General features: G+C 59.8%; 17 protein-coding genes. 7 read left to right on the top strand and 10 right to left on the bottom strand.

Features of this window, described 5'->3' with window-relative positions:
- Nucleotides 1-166: 166 nt before the first annotated feature.
- Nucleotides 167-601, bottom strand: a complete 435-nt coding sequence (locus F8A90_RS02000) for a hypothetical protein (RefSeq protein WP_233593402.1) — start codon at nucleotides 599-601, stop codon at nucleotides 167-169.
- 391 nt (nucleotides 602-992) lie between these two features.
- Between F8A90_RS02000 and F8A90_RS01995 the strand changes: the two genes are divergently transcribed.
- Together F8A90_RS01995 and F8A90_RS01990 are read left to right on the top strand one after the other, a co-directional pair.
- Nucleotides 993-1,496 (top strand): hypothetical protein, encoded by a 504-nt coding sequence (locus F8A90_RS01995; RefSeq protein WP_200018684.1) that lies wholly within the window; start codon nucleotides 993-995, stop codon nucleotides 1,494-1,496.
- A 204-nt stretch (nucleotides 1,497-1,700) separates the two neighbouring features.
- Nucleotides 1,701-2,015, top strand: a complete 315-nt coding sequence (locus F8A90_RS01990; RefSeq protein WP_043333722.1) for a hypothetical protein — start codon at nucleotides 1,701-1,703, stop codon at nucleotides 2,013-2,015.
- A gap of 119 nt (nucleotides 2,016-2,134) precedes the next feature.
- Here F8A90_RS01990 and F8A90_RS01985 read toward each other — a convergent pair whose 3' ends face one another.
- Nucleotides 2,135-4,486 (bottom strand): P-loop NTPase, encoded by a 2,352-nt coding sequence (locus F8A90_RS01985; RefSeq protein WP_200018682.1) that lies wholly within the window; start codon nucleotides 4,484-4,486, stop codon nucleotides 2,135-2,137.
- A 386-nt stretch (nucleotides 4,487-4,872) separates the two neighbouring features.
- Here F8A90_RS01985 and F8A90_RS01980 point away from each other — a divergent pair, with 386 nt between their 5' ends.
- The 3 genes from F8A90_RS01980 to F8A90_RS01970 all read left to right on the top strand — a co-directional run bounded on the left by F8A90_RS01980 (nucleotide 4,873) and on the right by F8A90_RS01970 (nucleotide 7,711).
- Entirely contained in the window at nucleotides 4,873-5,763 is an 891-nt protein-coding gene (locus F8A90_RS01980) for a pseudouridine synthase (protein ID WP_200018680.1), read from the top strand.
- Between the two features lie 140 nt (nucleotides 5,764-5,903).
- A complete protein-coding gene (locus tag F8A90_RS01975) occupies nucleotides 5,904-7,097 on the top strand; it encodes a DUF3500 domain-containing protein (RefSeq protein ID WP_200018678.1) in 1,194 nt (397 codons plus the stop codon).
- On the top strand, nucleotides 7,094-7,711 hold the full coding sequence (locus tag F8A90_RS01970) for a hypothetical protein (protein WP_200018676.1): 618 nt from the start codon (nucleotides 7,094-7,096) through the stop codon (nucleotides 7,709-7,711). Before F8A90_RS01975 ends, F8A90_RS01970 begins: the two co-directional genes overlap by 4 nt.
- Before the next feature lie 174 nt (nucleotides 7,712-7,885).
- Here F8A90_RS01970 and guaA read toward each other — a convergent pair whose 3' ends face one another.
- On the bottom strand, nucleotides 7,886-9,460 hold the full coding sequence (guaA, locus tag F8A90_RS01965; protein WP_166019754.1) for a glutamine-hydrolyzing GMP synthase: 1,575 nt from the start codon (nucleotides 9,458-9,460) through the stop codon (nucleotides 7,886-7,888).
- 165 nt (nucleotides 9,461-9,625) lie between these two features.
- A complete protein-coding gene (gene guaB, locus F8A90_RS01960; protein ID WP_166019753.1) occupies nucleotides 9,626-11,095 on the bottom strand; it encodes an IMP dehydrogenase in 1,470 nt (489 codons plus the stop codon).
- 398 nt (nucleotides 11,096-11,493) lie between these two features.
- Here guaB and xseA point away from each other — a divergent pair, with 398 nt between their 5' ends.
- A complete protein-coding gene (gene xseA / locus F8A90_RS01955; protein ID WP_233593401.1) occupies nucleotides 11,494-12,864 on the top strand; it encodes an exodeoxyribonuclease VII large subunit in 1,371 nt (456 codons plus the stop codon).
- Nucleotides 12,865-13,147: 283 nt separating this feature from the next.
- Here the strand turns inward: xseA and glrR are convergent, their stop codons facing one another.
- The 6 genes from glrR to F8A90_RS01925 all read right to left on the bottom strand — a co-directional run bounded on the left by glrR (nucleotide 13,148) and on the right by F8A90_RS01925 (nucleotide 21,385).
- Entirely contained in the window at nucleotides 13,148-14,515 is a 1,368-nt protein-coding gene (glrR, locus tag F8A90_RS01950; protein ID WP_054555312.1) for a two-component system response regulator GlrR, read from the bottom strand.
- A gap of 121 nt (nucleotides 14,516-14,636) precedes the next feature.
- Nucleotides 14,637-15,203 (bottom strand): hypothetical protein, encoded by a 567-nt coding sequence (locus F8A90_RS01945; protein ID WP_200018672.1) that lies wholly within the window; start codon nucleotides 15,201-15,203, stop codon nucleotides 14,637-14,639.
- Between the two features lie 4 nt (nucleotides 15,204-15,207).
- The gene (locus tag F8A90_RS01940) at nucleotides 15,208-16,764 is read right to left on the bottom strand and encodes a sensor histidine kinase (protein ID WP_166019745.1); all 1,557 of its coding nucleotides are present in this window, start codon (nucleotides 16,762-16,764) and stop codon (nucleotides 15,208-15,210) included.
- Between the two features lie 1,088 nt (nucleotides 16,765-17,852).
- Entirely contained in the window at nucleotides 17,853-19,163 is a 1,311-nt protein-coding gene (gene argA / locus F8A90_RS01935) for an amino-acid N-acetyltransferase (protein ID WP_200018670.1), read from the bottom strand.
- A 217-nt stretch (nucleotides 19,164-19,380) separates the two neighbouring features.
- Complete coding sequence (locus F8A90_RS01930) at nucleotides 19,381-20,664, bottom strand: inorganic phosphate transporter (protein ID WP_107335585.1); 1,284 nt, start codon at nucleotides 20,662-20,664, stop codon at nucleotides 19,381-19,383.
- Nucleotides 20,665-20,704: 40 nt separating this feature from the next.
- Entirely contained in the window at nucleotides 20,705-21,385 is a 681-nt protein-coding gene (locus tag F8A90_RS01925) for a TIGR00153 family protein (protein WP_166019743.1), read from the bottom strand.
- Nucleotides 21,386-21,859: 474 nt separating this feature from the next.
- Between F8A90_RS01925 and F8A90_RS01920 the strand changes: the two genes are divergently transcribed.
- Nucleotides 21,860-22,870, top strand: a complete 1,011-nt coding sequence (locus tag F8A90_RS01920) for a CYTH domain-containing protein (protein ID WP_200018668.1) — start codon at nucleotides 21,860-21,862, stop codon at nucleotides 22,868-22,870.
- Nucleotides 22,871-22,973 lie beyond the last annotated feature (103 nt).

Raw genomic sequence — 22,973 nt, 5'->3', positions numbered from 1 at the left:
GAACCCCCACTCTCCCCGGCGCAAGCAACAAAGGCCACACGAAGACGTACGATGGCGATACTTCCCCACACAAAAGCGCCGCCCGGGCATGTCCCGAACGGCGCTTTTGTGTGTCATCTCATCAAGGGAAAGGGTCGAACCTTGCAGCCAGTTCGGCCACGGCCACTTAGCGTGCCGCTTCTTCCTCAAGACGCGCCTGCTTGCCGCCGAGGGTGAAGCAGGTGTCGATCTCGCGCAGCATGAACAGCGCGACACAGGCCGCCAGCATCGGCCAGGCGGCGAAGAACAGCAGGTGATCGAACGGGTCCAGATACTGCTTGAAGGCAGAGAAGGTAGACCCGGCGTGCAGCAACAGCACCAGACCGTAGGTGAGGGTCTTCTTCACGCCGGTGACGAACAGCAGCAACAGCACCATCTCGACGATGGCAATCGCGATGACGATGCCTTCGCCCAGGCCACCGATGGCATAGAACTTCTCGAAGATGGCGGCGGCGTGGCCAGGATTGAAGAACTTGTCCAGTGTCCACATCGTGATCACGAGGAAGACCCCGAGGCGCAGCAGCAATAGGGAAATGCGAATTCGATCGGCGTACTTCGTCATGTCAATTATCTCCAGGGGGGATGGTCCGGCGCTGCAACGCAGCGGGCACGTCCTGCTGTGTACGCACGAAGTGGCCGTCTGGTTGCATCGATTGATGATTTGTCTCGCAAGATTAACCACTTGGCAGCGCAATCCCTCCTTGAGGCCCCTTGACGCAAACACCTGCCACATCGGAGCGTTTAAGCCTCCGCGAGCTGCCATGGTGGGGCGCGATAGCAGCAGCGACTGCCGCTCAAGCGACGCTGATACTTCCGCCATCCAACACTTTGCCCTTCTCGCTGTCACATCCATCAACGGCAGTCGCCTTTGCTGCCTCGCCCTGAGCCTAGCCCTTCGACCCTAGCCCCTTGACCGGCCTGCCGGTTCGCCCTTCGCTCTGGAGTTTATCCACATGGCCTCCAAGATTGATCACCCGTCTGCCTGCCCGTCGTCAGGCGCTTCAAAGCCTGACTCTTCAATCAAGCTCCCTCCTGCGCTGCGCCGCTGGCAAGCGCCCGGGCCTGGGGACTCGTATCTGCCAGCCCACATTGCCGAGGCACGCTTTCCGGCCTTGAGCGCCCAACTTCTGGCGCATGCCGCGCGCATTGCAGCAGAACGCGAGCGCGGCGAGATTCTCGACTACGCCTGTGCCATGAGTGCGGTGCCGACGGTGATTCAGGAGATCTGGCTGGCCAGTGGCGAGCATGAGACATTCGCATTACGCGAAGGCATCCAGATCGAGAGCCTGGCGGAGCTGCTGGGTGAGCACACTCCCACTGCTAGCCCCGCCACCGCTGCACAAAGTGGCGTGCCAGCGCGGGTCGTGAGGCCCCTTGATACTTTCGACTGGCTGCATCTGGCGCTGGAGCACCTGTTGCAGATACATCAGGATAAGCACCGTTTACACTCAGACTGATGTATCTCGGCGCCAAAACTCGTATGGTGAGTAGAGAGGCTCGGCCTGTCGTTGATCAAGACGACGCGCGAGCCTCTAGCACGACTGTCACATGCACGACTGGAACGCATTTCTGGTACGAGCAACAAGGCACGACATCAAGCACAGCACGCGGAGCAGAACATCACGATCGATCATTGAAAACGACCAGCCGAGGAGGTTCACATGAAGGTCTACAAACCTGAATGGCGTTGCACGCTCGACGTGACGGAAGGCCCCGACCCCACCGCCCGCTGGAAAACACGGCTTGCCTGGCGCCTGCGCGCCCTCGCCGACCGCTTTGATGGCGGTAGTCGTACGATGAAGATTGACTGCAATGTCACCCCGGCGCTCACCCGCGAAGAGGTCGACACCTGCCTGGGCAAGGGCTTCGCCCTCAGCCAGAATCTGATGCTGCAATTGGCCAACCACAGCGCCTGCGAAGATGTCCTACGCGACGCCAAGGCCGAGCTCTACGAAGAAGAGCAACACCCGATGTAATGGTCTGATCTCAGTAGAATCCCGCAGATCAGCCCATCGGTGAACGTAGTCCGCAAGACGCAAGAAAAAGCCCTTCCGGCGATGCCGGGAGGGCTTTTCTGGGCTATGTACTAATTAAATCATACAGTTCTGTCTAGCGTTCGCTTCATTTGTCTTATCTCTCTTAGCAATCTATTCATAGCCCTATCTCCTGGTCTCGACATTAACTCCTTATCTAGCCATGTACTTGCTTGATCTAGATACGTATAGCTTTCAGGCTCCTTAGATAAACGCTCAGCAAAATTAATAGCATGATTTGCAAATACTTTCGCATGATACGCTTTCCTGATGTCACTAGTATAACAAGAAGCCAATATTCTCATACTTTCATTCAAAGTATGGACAACCTCACTATCTAGCTCTTTATCTTTATTAGCTTTAAAAAGAATAACTGCATATGTATTTTTAACTGAAGCATTACGCCTCCCAACCTTAGCTAATGCTTCATCGATCCAACTGAAAGCTAGATTATATTGTTTTTTATGTGATAGGTAAATTGCACCTTGTTGTCTCAATGCAGGAGTATCATCTCTAAGCTTAGCCATTTCATAAAAATCTAGACCCTCCTCCCAGTTTGGGAAGGCACGGCTTACCAAGCCTGAATCATAACCACCACGTCTAAATATATCATACCTATTAATCTTTGTTGGCGACACTTCGTTGTGGAAAGTTAACAGTAGCCTTCTAAGATCAAAAGAGGGAACCTTGTTAATTACAGACTCAGCTATCGAGCGAGACCTCGGCACATAATATGCTTGCTCAGAATTAGATAGAGCACCTTCATATTTAGAAAGGAAACTACTCATAGACTCTAAAATATTATATATATCTTGATAAACTAAACCATGTTCTCGCGTATAAGCTATAGCCACATCCAAGGAAGTAGGGATTCTGCATGAATAAAGATAGCAAGTCAAAATCAGGAGATCATATTTTATAGGAGACTCTAACTTTAGAGTCCGCAAAGAGTCTATAAATCTTTGTGCTAAAGTATGATCAGCAATTGAGTTATCAATTACCTCAAAAAATGTAGGTGGTGTATCCACACCATCAATCAGGCTTTCCATCGGTTCACTTCTTCTTTTTAAGCCTGTAGGTATTTTATTTTTAACAGACTGTACATCCATTAAGCACAACCCCGTAACATCTAGAGTCTTAAACTTACTACGGGGGAACCTATGTGCAACACTATCATAAATATAATCTCTTTCAGCCGCAATAACCTGAATATTTTCACTGCTGGTTAAATCACTAATAGCCTCCCATGCATCTGCTGCATTATCAATAAAAATCAGTACATTCTTACCTTCACTATCAATATCTCTCTTCAATAATCGTGCTTTTTCAGGGGTTATTTCTTCAATAAAAAATGGCCAGCCGAAATCAAATGTATCGATAGACAAGAGCTTAAGCAAAGTAGTTTTACCCGCCAGAGAGCCGCCAGTTATGATTATGTTATTTCCGGCAGCCAAGTCGTTTTTAATCTTATGGTAATATTCATTCTTATGTAAAAAACCATACATAACATCATACCAAACAGGCTCCGCACCTAAGTAAAACTCATCTAAAGTACGGACAGGAAGCTGGGCTTTATCAGGAATACAATATTCTTTAAAAGAGGAAGCCGCCAGCATCGGAGATTTACTCTTATTTCTAGGCTTCTTAATCTGCTTAAAATATTTTAGAAGTTTATCAGTTTCGCCAACAATAATCTGAAACCCTAGCGAACTATAATATTCTCTTGACTCTTCATCATCTTCTCTCAGTACAATCCACGACAAAGCTCTATCTTGACCACCAGTTGTATCTTTTGCTAGGGATTGAAGAACGCCCGCATCAGATACACTATAGCCCCAATAGAGTGTAGGAACTTTCTTTATTCTATCTATATAACCATACCACTTATCTTTGTCTCTTTCGAAGCTAGTAGCTAGCTCAAGCGGTGAAAAATCAAAATCATCATTATTGTATTTGACAGAGCCATGCAATGGAATATAGTCAATAGAACTACCATCTCCGATAGATGGGCCGCGAACCGAAATATCATTCAGGTAATGATCCAAACTATTCCCATAGATCTTATAAACCAAATCGTCTATATTGGTAGTAAATATAGATTTAACATTAACACGCAGTAAGGCATTATATTCTTCATTATAATCAACTACAGAAAATCGTCGTTTTAAGAATCCAACTAGCTTATCTTTACTAACCGAATCTAATACCGAGCAAAGCTGGGGCAATGATAGCTTTGAATTTTTATCTCTTTCAAAATATTGCAACAGTTCTTTTTTTAATCCATCACCAACAGGCATAGTTCTAGCTGTATCTATAAATGTTCCGCTAGCTAGAACAGAAAACCCAGAGCCTAAGAAAAGGTTAATTCCGTTAATTAGACAGTGCTTAAAAATTGCTTCGCTTTGAATTTCCATATTCAACCTTTCATAAGTAATTTCAAGTAGCACTAACAATCAATAAGTGATAACAGGAATCTACATATATAAGCATACAGTTAGCATGTAGCCTATTATAATGCAGATACTACTCAACAACTTGTCACCCTCAGCATTACTCCTCACCACCACTGGAAATAATAATCTTGAGAGAAACCAATCATCAATTATCACTTACATCGCTTATATCACTAAATCTCCACACAACATATATCTTATAGTAGTATTTTACTCTAGACACAAGAGTATAGACATATCGATATTGTAAATAGCCCTAACCTTTGATGACACTCTCTTCCCATCTTTCCCCACCACTCCCTGTACAATGGCTCCCTCAAGCCGCTCCCCTCAACCTCAGGCCTTCCATGTCCATTTCCGCCCGCCCCTCCAAGCTGAGCCTGCCGCAGATCAACCCCGGCGTGGCGACGGTACTGGAATATCTGCTGCAGAAGTTTCCGGCCATCGATGAGGCCACCTGGCGCGAGCGCATGGCCACCGGCAAGGTGCATCGCGAGGATGGCGCATTGATCACCCCGCAGACGCCCTACCAGCCACATCTGCGCGTCTTCTATTACCGTGAGGTGGCGCGCGAGCCGAGCATCCCCTTCGCGGAGCGGATTCTCCATCAGGATGAGCACATCCTGGTGGCCTACAAGCCGCATTTTCTGCCGGTGACGCCCGGTGGCCTGTACGTGAACGAGTGCCTGCAGCAGCGACTTCGCAAGCGCACCGGGATAGAGGCGCTGCAGGCGGTGCATCGGCTGGATAGAGTCACGGCGGGGCTGGTGCTGTGCTCCGTCAATCCCGACACGCGCCCCCTCTACCATCAACTGTTCAAGTCGCGAAATATCCACAAGACCTATCAGGCCATCGCCGAAATACACAGCGATGAATCCCTGGTGGGCCAGCAGTGGGAGGTGAAGAATCGTCTCGAACAGAGCGAGCAACGCTTTCGCATTCATATCACCGACGGCGCGGCCAACAGCCACTCGGTGATTCGCTGCGTGGAGCAGACAGACCACCAGGCATTGTTCGAGCTGCACCCTGTCACCGGCAGAACCCACCAGCTACGCGTGCATATGCAGACGCTGGGCTGGCCGATCCTGAATGACCGCTACTACCCCGAGCTGCAACCGCTCTCGCCGGATGATTACGCGCGCCCCTTGCAGCTGCTCTCCAAGGGGTTCGAGTTCATTGATCCCGTCACCGGCGAGGAAAGACGCTTCGAATACGACGGTGACCTGACACTGGCGTGAGCCGTACATGCCCCGTGGCTGTCGTCGCCAACCGACGCACAGCCCACGGCATGTGCACAAAGAAATCATCGGGTGAAGGCTTCCTGCTCGACATCAGGCGGGCTAAGGTTTTCCTTCGTCCCCGGAAAATAGGCCTATCGATGTCCCGACGTCTCGCAGTGACCGGAGGAGCCGCGCTGGCCGCGCTCCTGTCCTTCCCCGTCCTCGCACAACAAGGGCACGACGGGCCGCCGCCCGATCACGATGGCCCGCCGCCGATGTCAGCGGAAGACCAGGCCCTGAGCGAGGCGCTGCGCGCGCGCATGGGCGATACCAGCACCCAGATGCAGAGCGTACCGATCCCCGAGAGCGCCGCCGAGTGCGGCGACACGCCCGGCTACGAGCGCATGCTGTGCCTGATTGATCTGCTCAAGGCCGACATCTCCGACGATGCCATCCTGCAGAACCTGCAGCATGACTATTCCCTCGCAGAGGCCGAGAACTGGAGCAACCTGCCAGCCGGTGCCTTCCCGAAACGCCCCGGCGTGCTGCTGGGCGAGCTGAGCATCAAGCAGCGCGGCCTCGTCAAAGCCATCATGCTGGAAGCCACCGGCCATGCGCCGGATGAAGGCTTCGACGAGATGATTCAGACGCTCAACGCCGACGACTACATCAACACCGTCAGCACCGACTACAAGGCCGGTTACTCCTCCTACAACACCAAGTTCGCCTTCCTCGGCACACCGGGTGAGAGCGGCACCTGGGAGCTTTACTACGGCGGCCACCATATGGCCTTCGCCAACACCTACACCGACGGCAAGCTGGCCGGGGCCACGCCCTCCTTCCGTGGCGTGGAACCCTTTCCGTATTTCGAGATGAACGGGCGCGTGAACGAGCCGCTGACTCAGGAACGCGATGCCTTCGCCACCCTGTTGAGCTCGCTCTCCGATGATCAGAAGGCTAAGGCGACGCTGGAAGGCACCTACCGTGACATCCTCGCTGGCCCCCAGGCCGACGATGCCATCCCCGATAGCTATGAAGGCATTCCCGTCTCCGAGCTGGATGACGACCAGCAAGCGCTGCTGCTCACCGCCATCGAGACCTACGTGGACGACATCTCCGCGCCGGAGGCCAAGGCCTACATGGCGAAGTACACCGCAGAGCTTTCGGACACCTACCTCGGCTTCTCCGGCACGCCGCAGGTCAGCGCCGAGAACGATTACGTGCGTATCCACGGCCCCTCGCTGTGGATCGAATTCTCGTTGCAGTCGAACAAGTCCACCGACAAGGTCGGCAACCACCCGCACTCGGTATGGCGGGATCGCACCGACGACTACGGCGGCCAGACCGAATGAGCCGGCGCGCTTCCTGGCGCACCGCCCTGCTCGCCCTTGCCGTGATCTCCCTCGGCAATGGGGTCAGCGGGGCGGGAGGCGGCCTCATCGAGACGGCTCACGCCCACGCCCTGCCCGGCAGCGTGCTGACATTCGAGCAGCAACCGCAGCACACGCTGCACCTCTCGCTCCAATTCCCGCGTGAAGACCTGCTGATCGCCGCGCCGGAACTGGCAACCCTTGGTGAGCAGGCATCAGGCCAGCCCCTGCCGCAGCCACTGGTGGATCAGCTCGGCGACTACCTCAGTCACCACCTCGCGCTCTCCGAGGATGGCGACAGCCTGCCGCTGAGGCTGAACGGGGCGCATCTCGAATCCACCTATCAACCACAACTCGGCGACTACGTGCTGGTCATCACCCAATGGAACGTGACGACCGAAAAGCCCGAACCGGGCTCACTGCTACTGCAATACGATGCCGTGATGCACGAAGTCCGCAATCACCGCGCCGATGTCTACTGGCAGACTCCCGATGGCGACACTCGCCCACTGGCCGGTTTCGGCTTCTTCCACTCTTCTCACGGCGTCCGGCTGAACCTGCAGAAGGCCAGGAAGGAGACAGCCGAGCAGGAGTGATCCGAACTGCAGTAAACAAGGCGGTAAGCACTTCCTGAATCGCGTCCACAAAAAAAGCCCTTCCGGCCAATGGCCAGAAGGGCTTTTTGCTTGCTGCGTTCTTGTATCGATCAGCTCAAGAGACCGTCAAGACACAACGCTGCCTCAGCTCAGCGAGGGATGATCGTCAGGCGATCATTCCCACTCGATGGTGGCCGGCGGCTTGCTGCTGACGTCATAGGTGACGCGCGAGACGTGCTCCAGCTCGTTGATGATGCGATTGGAGACCTTCTCCAGCAGCTCATACGGCAGGTGCGCCCAGCGGGCCGTCATGAAGTCGACGGTCTCGACGGCACGAATGGCGATGACCCACTCGTAACGACGGCCATCGCCGACGACGCCGACGGACTTGACCGGCAGGAAGACGGCGAACGCCTGGCTGGTCTTGTGGTACCAGCCGAAGTTGTGCAGTTCTTCGATGAAGATGGCGTCGGCTTCACGCAGGATGTCCGCGTATTCCTTCTTCACTTCACCGAGGATACGCACGCCCAGACCCGGCCCCGGGAAGGGGTGACGGTAGACCATGTCGTAGGGCAGGCCGAGTTCGAGGCCGACCTTGCGGACTTCGTCCTTGAACAGTTCGCGCAGCGGCTCGACCAGTTCCATCTTCATGTCGTCCGGCAGGCCGCCGACATTGTGGTGGGACTTGATGACGTGGGACTTGCCGGTCTTGCTGGCAGCGGATTCGATCACGTCCGGGTAGATGGTGCCCTGGGCGAGGAAGTCGACGTCCTTGAGCTTGGCGGCTTCGGCATCGAACACTTCGATGAAGGTGTTGCCGATGGCCTTGCGCTTGGCTTCCGGATCGCTGACGCCAGCCAGCTTGCCGAGGAAGAGGTCTTCGGCATCAACACGGATGACCTTGACGCCCATGTGGCGAGAGAAGGTTTCCATGACCTGGTCGCCTTCCTTCTTGCGCAGCAGGCCGTTGTCGACGAAGACGCAGGTCAGCTGGTCGCCGATGGCCTTGTGCAGCAGCGCCGCGACCACGGAGGAGTCGACGCCGCCGGACAGGCCGAGCAGCACCTTGCGGTCACCGACCTGAGCGCGAACGCGATCGGTGAGGTCTTCGATGATCTTGGCCGGGGTCCACAGACGCTCGGACTGGCAGATCTCGATCACGAAGTGCTCGAGGATGCGCTGGCCCTGCAGGGTGTGGGTGACTTCCGGGTGGAACTGCACGCCGTAGAACTGCTTCTCTTCCCACGCCATGGCGGCGATCGGGCAGCTCGGGGTGGAGGCGGTGACGGTGAAGGTCTCCGGGACCTTCGCGACCTTGTCACCGTGGCTCATCCAGACGTCGAGCAGCGGGCGGCCTTCGTCGTCCAGGTGGTCCTTGATGTCCTTGAACAGCGCGGACTCACCATCGACACGAATCTGGGCATAGCCGAATTCGCGCACGTTGGAGCCTTCGACCTTGCCGCCGAGCTGCTCGGCCATGGTCTGCATGCCGTAGCAGATGCCGAACACCGGCAGACCCATCTCGAACACGCACTCGGGCGCACGCGGCGAGTCCAGCTCGGTGACGGATTCCGGGCCACCGGCCAGGATGATGCCGTTGGGGTTGTACTCGCGGATCTCTTCTTCGGTGATGTCGAAGGCACGCACCTCGGAGAACACGCCCAGCTCACGCACGCGACGCGCGATCAGCTGTGTGTACTGGGAACCGAAATCGAGGATCAGGATCTTGTGGGAATGGATGTCTTGCATCTTCAGTCTCTCATTGGGGAGTCGTGAGACCCGCTTCGGAGCTGCGAGGGAGCGCAGGGCCGAAACAATCTGGCATCGAGGGTAGCCGATACCGAAAGTTCGTTCGACCCAAGCAAAGCGGGAACCCGTGTTGGGCTCCCGCTTTACGTCGCGCTTCGCTATGTCTCAGTCGCGCCGATAGTTGGGCGCTTCCTTGGTGATCTGCACGTCGTGGACGTGGGATTCGGCGAAGCCGGCACCGGTGATCTGCACGAATTGCGGCTTGGTGCGCATCTCTTCGATGGTCTGGCTGCCGGTGTAGCCCATGGAGGCACGCAGGCCGCCCATCAGCTGGTGCACGATGGCGCTCATCATGCCCTTGTAGGGCACGCGGCCTTCGATGCCTTCCGGTACCAGCTTCTCGACGCCGGCATTCTTGTCCTGGAAGTAACGGTCGCTGGAACCCTGGGTCTGGGACATGGCGCCCATGGAACCCATGCCGCGATACGCCTTGTAGGTACGGCCCTGGAACAGCTCGACTTCACCCGGCGCTTCCTCGGTACCGGCGAGCAGGCCGCCGATCATGACGATGCTGGCGCCTGCGGCGATGGCCTTGGCGATGTCACCGGAGAAGCGGATACCGCCATCGGCGATGACCGGCACGTCGTACTTGGCCATGGCGGCCGCGACGTTGGCGACGGCGCTCATCTGCGGCACACCGACACCGGCGACGATGCGCGTGGTGCAGATGGAACCCGGGCCGATGCCGACCTTGACGCCGTCCGCGCCGGCTTCTGCCAGGGCGATGGCGGCTTCGGCGGTCGCGATGTTGCCACCGATGACCTGAATCTTCGGATGATGCTCCTTCACCCAGGCGACGCGGTCGATCACGCCCTTGGAGTGACCGTGAGCGGTGTCGACAACGATGACGTCAACGCCGGCTTCGGCGAGCGCCGCGACGCGGTCCGGGGTTTCCGGGCCGGTGCCGACGGCGGCGCCGACCAGCAGGCTGCCGTTGCTGTCCTTCGCGGCGTTCGGGTAGGTCTTGACCTTCTCGATGTCGCGCACGGTGACGAGACCGCGCAGGCGGAATTCGTCATCGACGATCGGCATCTTCTCGATGCGGCTTTCCTGCAGCTTGGCCTTGATCTGCTCGAGCGGCGTGCCTTCCAGCACGGTGACCAGCTTCTCGCGGCCGGTCATGATGCCGGCGACGGTATCGCTGAAGTCAGGCTGGAAACGCATGTCGCGACCGGTGACGATGCCGACCAGGTATTCACCCTCGACCACCGGGAAGCCGGAGTAGCCATGCTCCTCGGACATCGCCAGCAGATCCTGGATCTTGGCCTTCGGGCTGACAGTGACCGGGTCACGCACGATGACGCTCTCGTGCTTCTTGACCTTGCGGACTTCCGCGGCCTGCTGGGCGATGCTCATGCTCTTGTGGATGATGCCGACACCGCCTTCCTGCGCCATGGCGATGGCCAGGCGAGCTTCGGTGACGGTATCCATCGCAGAGGAGATGAGCGGGATATTGACGCTGATGTCGCGTGTGAGACGTGATCTCAGGCTGACGTCCTTGGGGAGGACCTCGGAGTAGCCGGGGACGAGAAGAACGTCATCAAACGTCAGAGCTTCTTGCGCTATACGTAGCATGTCGAACGCCCAGTAGCAGTTTATGAGGGATGCGCGAAAGCCGCAGTGCAGGGCCCGATGGACAGGCGCCATGACTACGGTTCTAGCGGTTGCTGCGAGGTAATCACCCATGATAACCCATTCGCCCCACTCGAGACAAACGTCGCAGGCTATCAAACTCGCAACATCTCGTCCCGATGACACTAACCATCTGGTCAACTAAAGCCACGAATGGCGCGGCCTGCGGCCTGGCGGGCAGTGAGTCACCTTGCCAGAGCCAAGCCTCGCTGGGCGCTGGCAAGCGCAGCCCACGGGTCGCTTTGAATCGTCTCTCACTTCTCGCCTGTGGCATCATGTCCACCTCACTCGGCCAAGCTTCCGCCCCGCGCCCTCACTCGCTCCCATACAAGGAATGTCGCGTGTTCGAAACCTCGTCTGCCGCCAACGCCATCAGCGTGACCCAGCTCAACCGCGAGGCCAAGGGCCTGCTGGAGCGAGGCCTGGGGGAGCTGTGGATCGAGGGGGAAATCTCGGGTTTCTCGCAGCCACGCTCCGGCCACTGCTACTTCACGCTCAAGGATGACAACGCCCAGGTGCGCTGTGCGCTGTTCAAGAGCCGTGCCCAGTTTCTGCGCGAGAAGCCCAAGGACGGAGATCGGGTGCGGGTGCGCGCCAAGGTGTCACTGTTCGAGGCGCGCGGCGACTATCAGTTGATCGTCGAGGTATTGCAGCAGGCGGGGCTGGGGGAGTGGCTGGCGCGACTGGCGCGCCTCAAGGAGCAACTGGCGGCCGAGGGCGTGTTCGCCAATCAGCGCGCCCTGCCCCATCCGCCGCGCCATCTGGGCGTGATCACCTCCGCCACCGGTGCGGCGCTGCAGGACGTGATCGCGGTGACGCGCAAGCGCTGGCCCCAGGCGCATCTGAGCGTGTTGCCGGTCGCCGTGCAGGGGCCGCAGGCGGTGCCACAGCTGATTCGCGCCGTGGCGATGGCCAACCGCGACAGCGACTGTGATGCACTGCTGATCACGCGTGGCGGCGGCAGTCTGGAAGACCTGTGGGCCTTCAATGACCAGCATCTGGCGCGCGCCATCTTCCACTCGCGCCTGCCGGTGGTGGCGGCCATCGGCCACGAGACCGATACCACCCTGGCGGAGCTGGCCGCCGACCTGCGTGCGCCGACGCCCTCCGCCGCAGCCGAGGCGCTGTACCCGGACCAACGCGCCCAGGTGCAGCAGCTGAGTGCCCTCAAGCAGCGTCTATGGCGTGCGCAGCGTGCCCGCCTCGACCAGGCGGCGCAGCGTCTGGATCATGCCCGCTCGCGCCTGCGCCATCCGGCCCGTGAGCTGGAAACCCAGCGCCAGCGGGCCCGCGAGCTGGAACGCCGCCTGCACGCCGCAGTGCGCATGCGCATGACCCGTGAGCAGCAGAAGGCCGACCAGTTGACCCGCCGTCTACAGCAGGCCAGCCCCGCGCGCGACATCCAGCGCCATCGTCAGCAACTGGCGATGCTGACCCCGCGCCTCAACAACGCCCTGCCACGTCGCCTGGCCGCTGACCGTGAGCGCCTGGAAGGCGCTATGCGCGCACTGAATGCGGTCAGTCCGCTCAATGTGCTCAACCGTGGCTACGCCATCGTCGAACGCGTCGGCAGCAGCCAGACGCCGGCACCCGGCGACAGCAAGGTGATTCGCGCTGCCCACCAGACCCAGCCCGGCGAGATGCTCTCCATTCGCCTCGGCGAAGGCCGCCTGGCCGTCGAGGTCAAACGCCGCTACAAGCCGCGCCCCTGACCTCCTGTCTTGCCTCGCATGACGAGAACACGACGAAAAAAGCCCCGCTACCGGAACCGGTAACGGGGCTTTTTCATGGGCGCTTCACGTCAGACACATCGAGCCGCTTCTGACCTCATGCCTTTCGCATGGCTACGGACGCGTTGGGCCGCTTTGACCTCACGCCCTTCGCGCGGCAGCGGGCGCGCTGGATCGCTTTTGACCTTGCGCCCTTCGCGTGGCAGCGGGCGCGCTGGATCGCTTTTGACCTTGCGCCCTTCGCGTGGCTTCGGACGCGATAAACCTAGAAATCAGGCGGTCCCTGCTCGGCGCCCGGCTTGAACACGCCCGGCTCCAGATCATGACGCCCCAGCAGCTTGTAGAAGTCGGTGCGGTTACGCCCGGCGATACGCGCCGCCTGGGTCACGTTGCCTTCGGTGATCTTCAGCACCTTGATCAGGTAGCTGCGCTCGAAGCCGGCACGCGCCTCGGAGAAGGACGGCAAGGCGTTCTCTTCCGCCGCCAGCGCCTGGGAGACCAGCGCTTCCGGAATCATCGAGGAGCTGGTGAGCGCGACACACTGCTCGACCACGTTGACCAGCTGACGCACGTTGCCCGGCCAGGCACTGGAGGCCAGCAGGTTGAGTGCTTCCGGCGAGAAGCCCTTCACGAACGGCTTGTGGCGCGCGGCGGCCTGGCTGATCAGGTATTTGGCCAGCAGCGGCACATCCTCGGCACGCTCGCGCAGGGCGGGCAGCTTCAGATTGACCACGTTGAGGCGGTAGTAGAGGTCTTCGCGGAAGTCGCCATCATGCATCGCCTTGTCGAGATTGCGGTGCGTGGCGGAGATGATGCGCACATCGATGGGCACCGAGGTGGTGGACCCCAGCGGGCGAATCTGACGCTCCTGCAGTGCACGCAGCAGCTTGACCTGCAGCGCCAGTGGCATGTCGCCGATCTCGTCGAGGAACAGGGTGCCACCGTCCGCGGCCTGGAACAGGCCCTGATGGGCACTGACCGCGCCAGTGAACGAGCCCTTGGCGTGACCGAACAGCTCGCTTTCCAGCAGCTGCTCCGGCAGCGCGCCACAATTGATGGCAACGAAGGGACGCGAGGCACGCGGGCTGGCGTTGTGGATGGCCTTGGCCATCAGCTCCTTGCCCGAACCGGACGGACCGGTGACCAGCACGCTGACATCGGATGCCGCTACCATGCGCGCCTGCTCGAGAATCTGCTCCATCTGCGGGGAGCGAGTGATGATGCCAGCGCGCCAGGCATCGTCACCCTCCTTTACGGGCGGCGCCTGGGCCAAAGCCTCATCGATGGCGGCGAACAGCTCGTCCTTGTCGACCGGTTTGGTCAGGAAGCTGAACACGCCCTGACGGGTGGCGCTGACGGCATCAGGGATGGAGCCGTGTGCGGTCAGCAGGATGACGGGCATGCCCGGCTGACGCTTCTGCAGCTCACCGAACAGGGCCATGCCATCCATTTCATCCATGCGCAGGTCGGACAGGACCAGGTCTGGACGTGCGGCTTCGAGACGGCTGAGCGCCTCGCGGCCGCTGCTGGCCGTCGTGACCTTGAAGCCACGGCTTTCGAGACGCATGCCGAGCAGCTTGAGCAGGCTCGCATCATCATCGACGAGCAGAATATGCGCTTGTGCGTATTTCACACTAACTCTCCTTGCGACACCCGAGGGCCTGGGGACATCGACGTCGGGGCCGCACAGTCTTGCGTCATGCAATCACGGGGATTGAGTGACAGGGTCGTGGCCAGAGTCTGCCGCTGATGGCTCAGGGCGTGCTCTGGCGGCGCGAATTGATCGATTCTTCGATGGCCGTCAAGGCTTCCAGCTTCTTGGTCAGCTGGGCGTTCTCGGCGCTGAGCTTGCGACGGGCACCGTCATTCTTGTCACGCTCGGCGATCAGACCGCGACGCTCCTCGAGGCCATTGAGCCACTGGCGAAGCAGCGGCTGCAGGCGGCTCGGGGCGGTGGGCAGGTCCGCCTTGTAGAGGTCGGAGGCCAGCTGCCAGTCCGATTCATCGCCCCAGCTGAGCACGATGGCACGCGCGAGGCGACGGTCGTGACGGTTGCCTTCCAGCTGCAGCAGGGTACTTTCGCGCCAGTCGCTGTTGCCACGCTGGGCCTGCAACGCGAAGGCGACCCATTCATCCAGCAGACAGTCCTCGCCGGTGAAATCCGGCAGATCACCGGCGCCGTAGCAGCTCTCCCGCACACTCGGGCTGACCACTTCCGGCTCGCTGCCCGGCATGGTGATATTGGTCAGGGCGCCACAGGCGCTAAGCGTACTGAGCAATACGCCTGCGGCCAGGCGCATCAGTAGTCGTTGACCCTTCATCACTTCAGTTCCTTGCGTGCTTGATGGCGTTCAATGACGCCATTTCATGTGGTGTGGACTGCTGATCCGCCCCGGCGGCATCCCTGTCTGCCTGCGGTTCATGCTCACTACCTTCCCCTGACGTCAGCGAGCGACTCGGTGTCGGCAATGTCAGCCGGAAGCAGACATCCGCCTTGGGGTCATCCACCAGCGCCAATTGACCAAATTGGGCGCGGGCGCTGTCAGCGGCGACCGAGAGACCGATACCCGAACCCTTGAGCGGGCCCTTGCGCTTCACCGCGCCCTGATAGAAGGGCTTGAACAGGTGGTCACGGTCCTGGGCGGCGATGGGCTCACCGCTGTTGGCGACTTCGATGACCAGCTTGCGACGTTCCTTGCGGGCTCTCAACCACAGGTCACCGCTGTCTTCGCCATAGGCGATGGCATTGGAGATCAGGTTGTCGAGAATACGCCCGGTACGCGGCCTGTCTGCCTCCCAACTGAGGCTGGCAGGCGGAAGATGCACGCGCATGCCCTTCTTTTCCAGTGCCAGGCGATGTTTTGCCAGCACTTCCTTGAACACTTCATGCACATCGAAGCGGCTCTGTTCGAGACCTTGATTGTGCTGCAGCAGATTGTAGTCGAGGAGTTGCTCGATCAGCTTCTGCAATTCCTTGCTGGAATCATCCAGCAGGCCAAGAATCTCGGCCTGGTGCGGACTCAGCGGCCCGGCGACCTCGTCGATCAGCAGACCGGTACCTTCGCGGATGCTGGCCAGCGGGGTCTTGAGCTCATGCGACATGTGGCGCAGGAACTGCTGCTTCTGCTCCTCCAGCTCATCCAGACGCGTCGACAGCCAGTTGAGACGCTCGCCAAGCTGCACCAGCTCCGCCGGCCCCTTGATGACGATGGGTCGCTCGCTGTCGGTGCCGCTGCCCAGGCCATTGATGCGCCGCTCCAGCTGCCGGATGGGACGGATGATCAGCCAGGTGAAGAACAGCATCAACAGCAGACTGATGGAGACCAGCGCGGCGGTCTGCCACCACAGCTGATTCTTGACCTGGGAGGCGCGAGCGCGGATGCCTTCGATACGCGCATCGACGAGTTCACGCGTGGAGTTGAGCAGGCCGCTGGCCTGGATCGAGAAGGGCCCGAAATCTTCCAGATGACGACTGACCTGGTCAACGCTCATCTCGGGCATGCGTTCGAGCTGTGACAGCGTCGCCTTCAACTCGCTGACGCGGGGGTCCCCCTCGCCCAACAGCCGCGCCTGCTCATCCAGCAAGGTGCGGAAGCTGTTGGCCTTGTCGGCGTAGATCTTCATCAGATCGGGATTTTCCAGCACGGCGTACTGGCGGGCGCTACGCTCCATCTCGACGGCGAGATTGGTCAGCGTGCGGGCGCGGCGGGTCTGGTCGACGGCCTGGCGGGCACTGACATCCGCCAGTTCCGACAACTCCGACAGCGCCTGCCCTGCTTGAAACATGAGCACGGCAATCGGCAGCATCACCACCAGAAATGCCATCAGAACCAGCTGCGGCAGCGAGCGGGGACGCCAGCGTCGTGACACTGTGGAGGCCATGGAAAGAACTCTATGCAAGAAAGGGGTGGTCATCATCGAATCACGTCTTCCTAGAATACCAGAGTTCACCAGCGTCCATCGCGGTTGCCAGTTCGTTAATAAATATGACTCTTATTCAAATCATCACGCTGCCACGAGACAAACCGCCCCATTGGCAACGTTTCGCATGAAATTGTTGGCCATTCAGCGCTAGACGCACAAAAAAAGAGGGCCGGCATAGCCGGCCCCAAGTACGCAGGGAACTGAAGGGTCAGTCATCACGTGGTGCCTCTGGTACCTGGAGACCAGAGGCACCACGTGATTGGCGGGCCTGACAGGTGGTCTGCCTGTCAGGCCCGGGAGAAAAGAACGTCACCTGGTGGTCGTTCCAGGTCAGTTGACGTTCACGCCGGACAGCGTCCGCGCTCCCTATCGGATGTGAAGCAGGGGGCAACACATCGCAATGTGGATGATCGAGTCGGATGGCTTGCCGACTTGCCCGCCTCGATCGTCAATTCGGGGATGACGGCAGCCAATCTCTCCGGCTACCGCATCGGTTTCGGGCATCCTTGCCCGGGCGTCCTTGCCCTCAAGATACTGTCCATGCCCACCAGGGGCCGTACCTGTCTCATCGCAACCTGAAGTCACACATCGCGTGGAGCAGACGCTTGGCCTGTCAGCGATCACGGAGCGCACAGGGTAGTGAGTACCGTCATCGCTGGAAGGCCAGAGAAAGGGCCGATGATGCACCGCATATCTCTTGCTCACGGTACCTATTGCCAAAGGCGTGCCATAAACACGAAAATACTTTACAAAACAATGACTTGAAATATAGAACACGGCGACTTACATGCCAATGTTGCCCCGGACGGCACACAGCGTCATGTTTTACTGGCCGATTCGTCGCGATTTGCCAACACATATACGAGTCATGCTGTTTTCCGTTTTAAAATCAATACCTTGAAACGTCTCCTTTGCAAGACAACTCCGCAAGGGGTGAGGGGAAACTGCGACACCTACGCAAGAACACCCGCTGATCTGCCCTTATCGTGGGGGTCATCAGCGAGTGTTCTCTGAGCGATTCACACTGGCAGGCAAGCGAGGTGTGACTAGAGCGACTTGAGCAATACCTTGGAGTTGCGCGCCGAGTTGTAGGCCTCACGACGCATGGGCGGCAGGTCTTGCAGGCCAGCCGACACGAAACCGTGCTCGATGAACCAGTGAACGGTGTGGGTCGTCAGCGCATACAGACGCTCGACGCCAGCGCGACGCGCGCGCAGCTCGATCTCGGCCAGCAGCTGCTCGCCGCGCTGTCCGCGGCGATAATCATCATGCACGGCCACGCAGGCCAGTTCGCCCATGGCGGCGTCACGGCTGAGATGCAGCGCCGCGCACCCGATGACCATGCCATCGCGCTCCAGCACCACATAGTCGTCGATCTCATGTTCGAGGCGCTCCCGCGAGCGGGCCACCAGGATGCCACGCTGCTCCAGCGGCCCCAGCAGCGCCAGCAGGCCACCGACATCCTCGAGCCGCGCCTTGCGCAGCTGCTCGTAGCCCTGACGCGTGATCATGGTGCCGATACCGTCACGGGTGAACAACTCACCCAGCAGGGCGTCACGGTCGCGCCAGCTCAACAGGTGAGTGCGCCCGACGCCACGCCGTGCGGCGCCACAGGCAGCGGCCAGATGGCGCGACAGCTCGCTGTCGTCATCGCGGGGCGGCGCCATCAGCGCAGCCTCCTCCGGATTGAGCTGACGCAGCAGCTCGCCGTCTTCGCCGAACAGGCCCTCCCCTTCGCCAAGCAGGATCAGCTTGTCAGCGGCCAGCGCCACGGCGGCGTGTTCGGCGACCTCAGCGGCGTCCAGATCGAACACCTCACCGGTGCTGGAATAGCCCAGCGGCGGCAGCACGACGATGGCCTGCTGCGAGAGCAGCCCCTGGATCGCCTCGCTGCGCACGCGACGCACCTCACCGCCATGCAGGAAGTCGACGCCATGACGCACGCCCAGCGGCTTGGCCATCACCAGATTGCCGGAGACGGCGGAAAGCTCCACGCCATGCAGCGGCGTATTGGGCAGTCCCTGGGACAGACTGGCCTCAAGGCGCAGGCGCAGCGTGGCGACCTGCTGCTCCAGATGGCCGAGAATCTCGCGCGTCACCACCCAGCGGCCCTGATGACGGTCCGCCTCGACACCGGCAGCCTGCAACGCCTCGGCCACCTGCGGGCGCACCCCGAACACCACCACCAGCTTCACGCCGAGGGTATGCAGCAACGCCAGATCCTGTATCAACTGCGTTCGTCGTGACGAGGACAGGGCATCGCCCTCGATCAGAATGACGAAGGTACGGCCGCGATGGGCATTGATATAGGGAGAGGAGTTGCGAAACCAGTCCGCGAAGGGGAAACGCGTGTTCAAGAGCCAGCTCCGGGCAGGAGAGAGGGAAAATGGCATGTCAGGCATGCCCATGAATCATCATATCAGCGCCGCAGCCTGCACGGCGAGCGGTGCCCCCCTGACATCCATGTGTCAGACACGAGAAAGGCGACCCGAAGGTCGCCTTTCTCGTTTTTCCGTTCATCTCATGCAGAGCGTCTGCTCGAGCCAAGGCTCAGGCTCTGAACCATGCGTCGGCTTAGCCGAACATGCCCTTGAACATGAAGAAGAACAGAATCGACAGGATCGCGCCGGCCGGCAGAGTGATCAGCCAGGACATCACGATGGTGCCGATGACACGCAGGTTGAGCGCTGCCATGCCGCGTGCCAGACCTACCCCCAGCACCGCACCGACGAGGGTGTGGGTGGTGGAGATCGGCAGGCCGGTGCCGGAGGCCAGCACCACGGTGGAGGCCGCCGCCAGGGTGGCCGCGAAGCCGCGTGACGGCGTCAGCTCAGTGATGCCGGTACCGACGGTGGCGATGACGCGGCGACCATAGGTGACCAGACCGAAGACGATACCGCCGCCGCCCAGTACCAGCACCCACCACGGCATGCTCGCCTTGGCGCCGATCTGACCGGCAGAGTCGACGACGCTGATGATGGCCGCCAGCGGACCGACCGCATTGGCCACGTCGTTGGAGCCGTGGGCAAAGGCCATCGCACAGGCGGTGAACATCATCAGCAGGCCGAAGACCTTCTCGACGCCGCTGAAGTCGAAGTCGTCACCGGTGGCGCGATTCTTCTCCTTGAGACGTGAACGCGCGACCTTGCGCTCCATCAACACGCCGATACCCATCACGATGGCGCCGATGACGACGGCCAGCAGCAGGCTGGATTCGAAGCTCAGGTGCAGGCCGACATGCTTGAGGCCCTTGACCATGGTCACCATCGAGATGATGAAACCGACCAGGAACATGTACATCGGCACGTAGCGCTTGGCGGCCGCGAACGGGTCTTCGTTGTCGAAGATCAGCGTCTGCACGGACTTGAACAGCACGAAGGCGATGGAGCCCGCCAGCAGCGGCGAGACCAGCCAGGAGGCTGCGATCTGACCGACCTTGGACCACTCGACGGCGTCCACGCCCAGCCCCGCAGCGGAGAAGCCGACGATGGCGCCGACGATGGAGTGGGTGGTCGAGACCGGCCAGCCCTTCATGGAAGCGATCAGCAGCCAGATACCGGCGGCCAGCAGTGAGGCCAGCATGCCGTAGACCAGGAACTGCGGATTCTCGATCAGCAGTGAAGGGTCGATGATGCCCTTGCGGATGGTGTCAGTCACCTCACCACCGGCAAGCCAGGCACCGAGGAATTCGAAGATCACGGCGATGATGATCGCCTGCTTGATGGTGATCGCCTTGGAACCTACCGAGGTTCCCATGGCATTGGCAACGTCATTCGCACCCACACCCCATGCCATGAAGAAGCCGAACAGGCAGGCAAGAATGACGAGCACATCGCCGTATTGAGCAATGATGGACATAGAAGACTCTTGGACAGATGGCAGGACGTCCTGATGGCGCTCAGCGCGCCATCAGGATCTGCAGTCGGGTACCGACCTTTTCCGCTTGGTCAGCCACATCGCCGACCCAATCGATGATCTTGTAGAGGAAGATCACATCGACGGGCGGGAGACTGGCTTCCAGCGAGAACAGGGTCTGGCGGATGGCGATCTGCTGTTCGTCGGACTGCTTCTCGAGCTCATGCAGCTCGTTGATCAGCTTGTCGACCAGCTCGCTCATGTTGCGCCCGAAACCGGACTCGACGAGGTCTTCCAGTTCACCCAACGCACGACGCGCCTGGCAGACCGATTCGACCGCAGTCTTGAGATACTCACGCATGGCGGGCACCAGTGCGGCGGGTATCTGCATATGACGACCCAGCATGATCCCGGCGATGTCCTTGGTGACATTCGCGATGGAATCCTGGACATGGATCAGCTCGAGAAGGTCGGAGCGCGAGACCGGCAGGAACAGCGAGTTGGGCAGGTTGAGACGCAGCTGCGTCTTCAACTCGTCCGCTTCACGCTCCAGCCTGCTGATAGTCTTGCGAATGCTGGCTGCCTGCTCCCAATCACCCTGCTCGCAGGCGTCGAAGAAGGTCAGCAAGTGCTGGGCGCACTCGTCGGTCTTGATGATGTGGGTGTGCAGCGCCTTGAAAGGCGAGCGCCCGAACATCGAAGAGAAAGGGTTGGTCGTTACCATAGTGGCCGTCGGCGTTAAGGATTGACGCGCGGAGTGTAGCAAAGCCTTTGTGACGATCACATAACTTTCATCGTAACGTCATGATACCGCCATGCTGTTGTAGTTTACGCAACAACAGCGGCAGTTCGGGGGAACACGAAGGATTCCAGAGGAGAGATTGTCATGTAGCAGCAGGACCCGTGGTCGCTGGCTTGATCCACTGATCGTAATATAACCAAGGACGTGACGTCAGGCAATCGCTGTCACCGCAATGTCATCATGCTGTCACACAAGTGTGATCACACCAACAAGCCGACGCTCACCATGCCCTTGCCACTCCCCGTGCTTGCCTTGCCGCAGGCCAGGCGCGAGCATGAGACACATGGGCCTTCACCACCATGCACCACGCTTGCCGAAGGCTCTGCGGTCCTGGCGCCACTGTCATCCTCATCCGTCAGCATCCGTCTTCTTTCATCTGTACAGGGAGTGCCCATCATGGCGCAGGAAATCGAACTCAAACTGGCACTGTCTCAACCCGTCATTGATCGCGACGCCATTCTGGAAACACTGACGAGCATTGCAGAGCTGGCAACGGTCACCCCTAGGCGGCGCTGGCTGGCCAACACCTACTTCGACACCCCCGAGCATGCGCTGGAGCGCGCGCGCATGGCGCTGCGTCTGCGCCAGAGCGGTGAGGACGCCGACAGCACGGGCGCCCTGCGCCAGACGCTCAAGACCAGCGGCGAGAGCCATGGCGGGCTGCATTCTCGCGGCGAATGGGAGTGGGAGCTGCCAGAGGGCCAGACCGGCCTCGACCTCGACGGCCTGCGGGGCCTGCCGCCCTTGCAGGCACTGGAAGACGGCGCCCGCGAGCAGCTGCTGAATGCGCTCGCGCCCAGTTTCAGCACCGATTTCGAGCGCCATGCCTGGCAGCTCGACGTCACGGCGACATCTAGCGACGAGAATCTGAGCGATGAGCAGGTCACCGTCGGCGTCGAGCTGGCGCTGGACCTGGGCGCGGTGAAGGCCGGTGGTCGCGAAGTGGCCATCCAGGAGATCGAGCTCGAGCTGACCGGCGGCGAAGAACTCGCCCCCGAGGTGAGAGAAGGCGTGCTCTGGCAGCTGGCGGATTCACTGGCCAGCCGCCTGGCACTGCGTCCGGCAGATGCCAGCAAGGCCAAGCGCGGCGCGGCGCTGCGGGATGGCGAATGGCATGAGAAGACGCTGGATACCGCTGACCCGGGCGCGCTGCTGTCCGCCGCCATCGATGCACTCGATGCCCACGCCGACCGTCAGGCGAAAGACGACCTCAAGTGGCACGCGCATGCGCTGGCCGCCCTGTCGGCGCTCGCAACACGGCTGGCCGCCTGTCAGCATCCCGGCCATATCCATGCGGTGGCGCTGGTCGAGGCGCTGGAAAGCAGCGACGGCGACGCTTCACAGGACTGGGCGACTCGCGACTTCGGCCAGCACAGCCTGTCACTGCTCGCGACACTGCGCAGCTGAACCTCAGCACGACACTGACTGCCCAGCTGCCAGGCGCTAGACCACTGACTGATGGACAACGGCCGGGCAGTCACTGAAGGTCACACACTGAGACATCCCCGAT

It is taken from the genome of Cobetia sp. cqz5-12 (assembly GCF_016495405.1).
GTDB lineage: Bacteria > Pseudomonadota > Gammaproteobacteria > Pseudomonadales > Halomonadaceae > Cobetia.
This window is presented reverse-complemented; position numbering and strand designations above follow the sequence as displayed.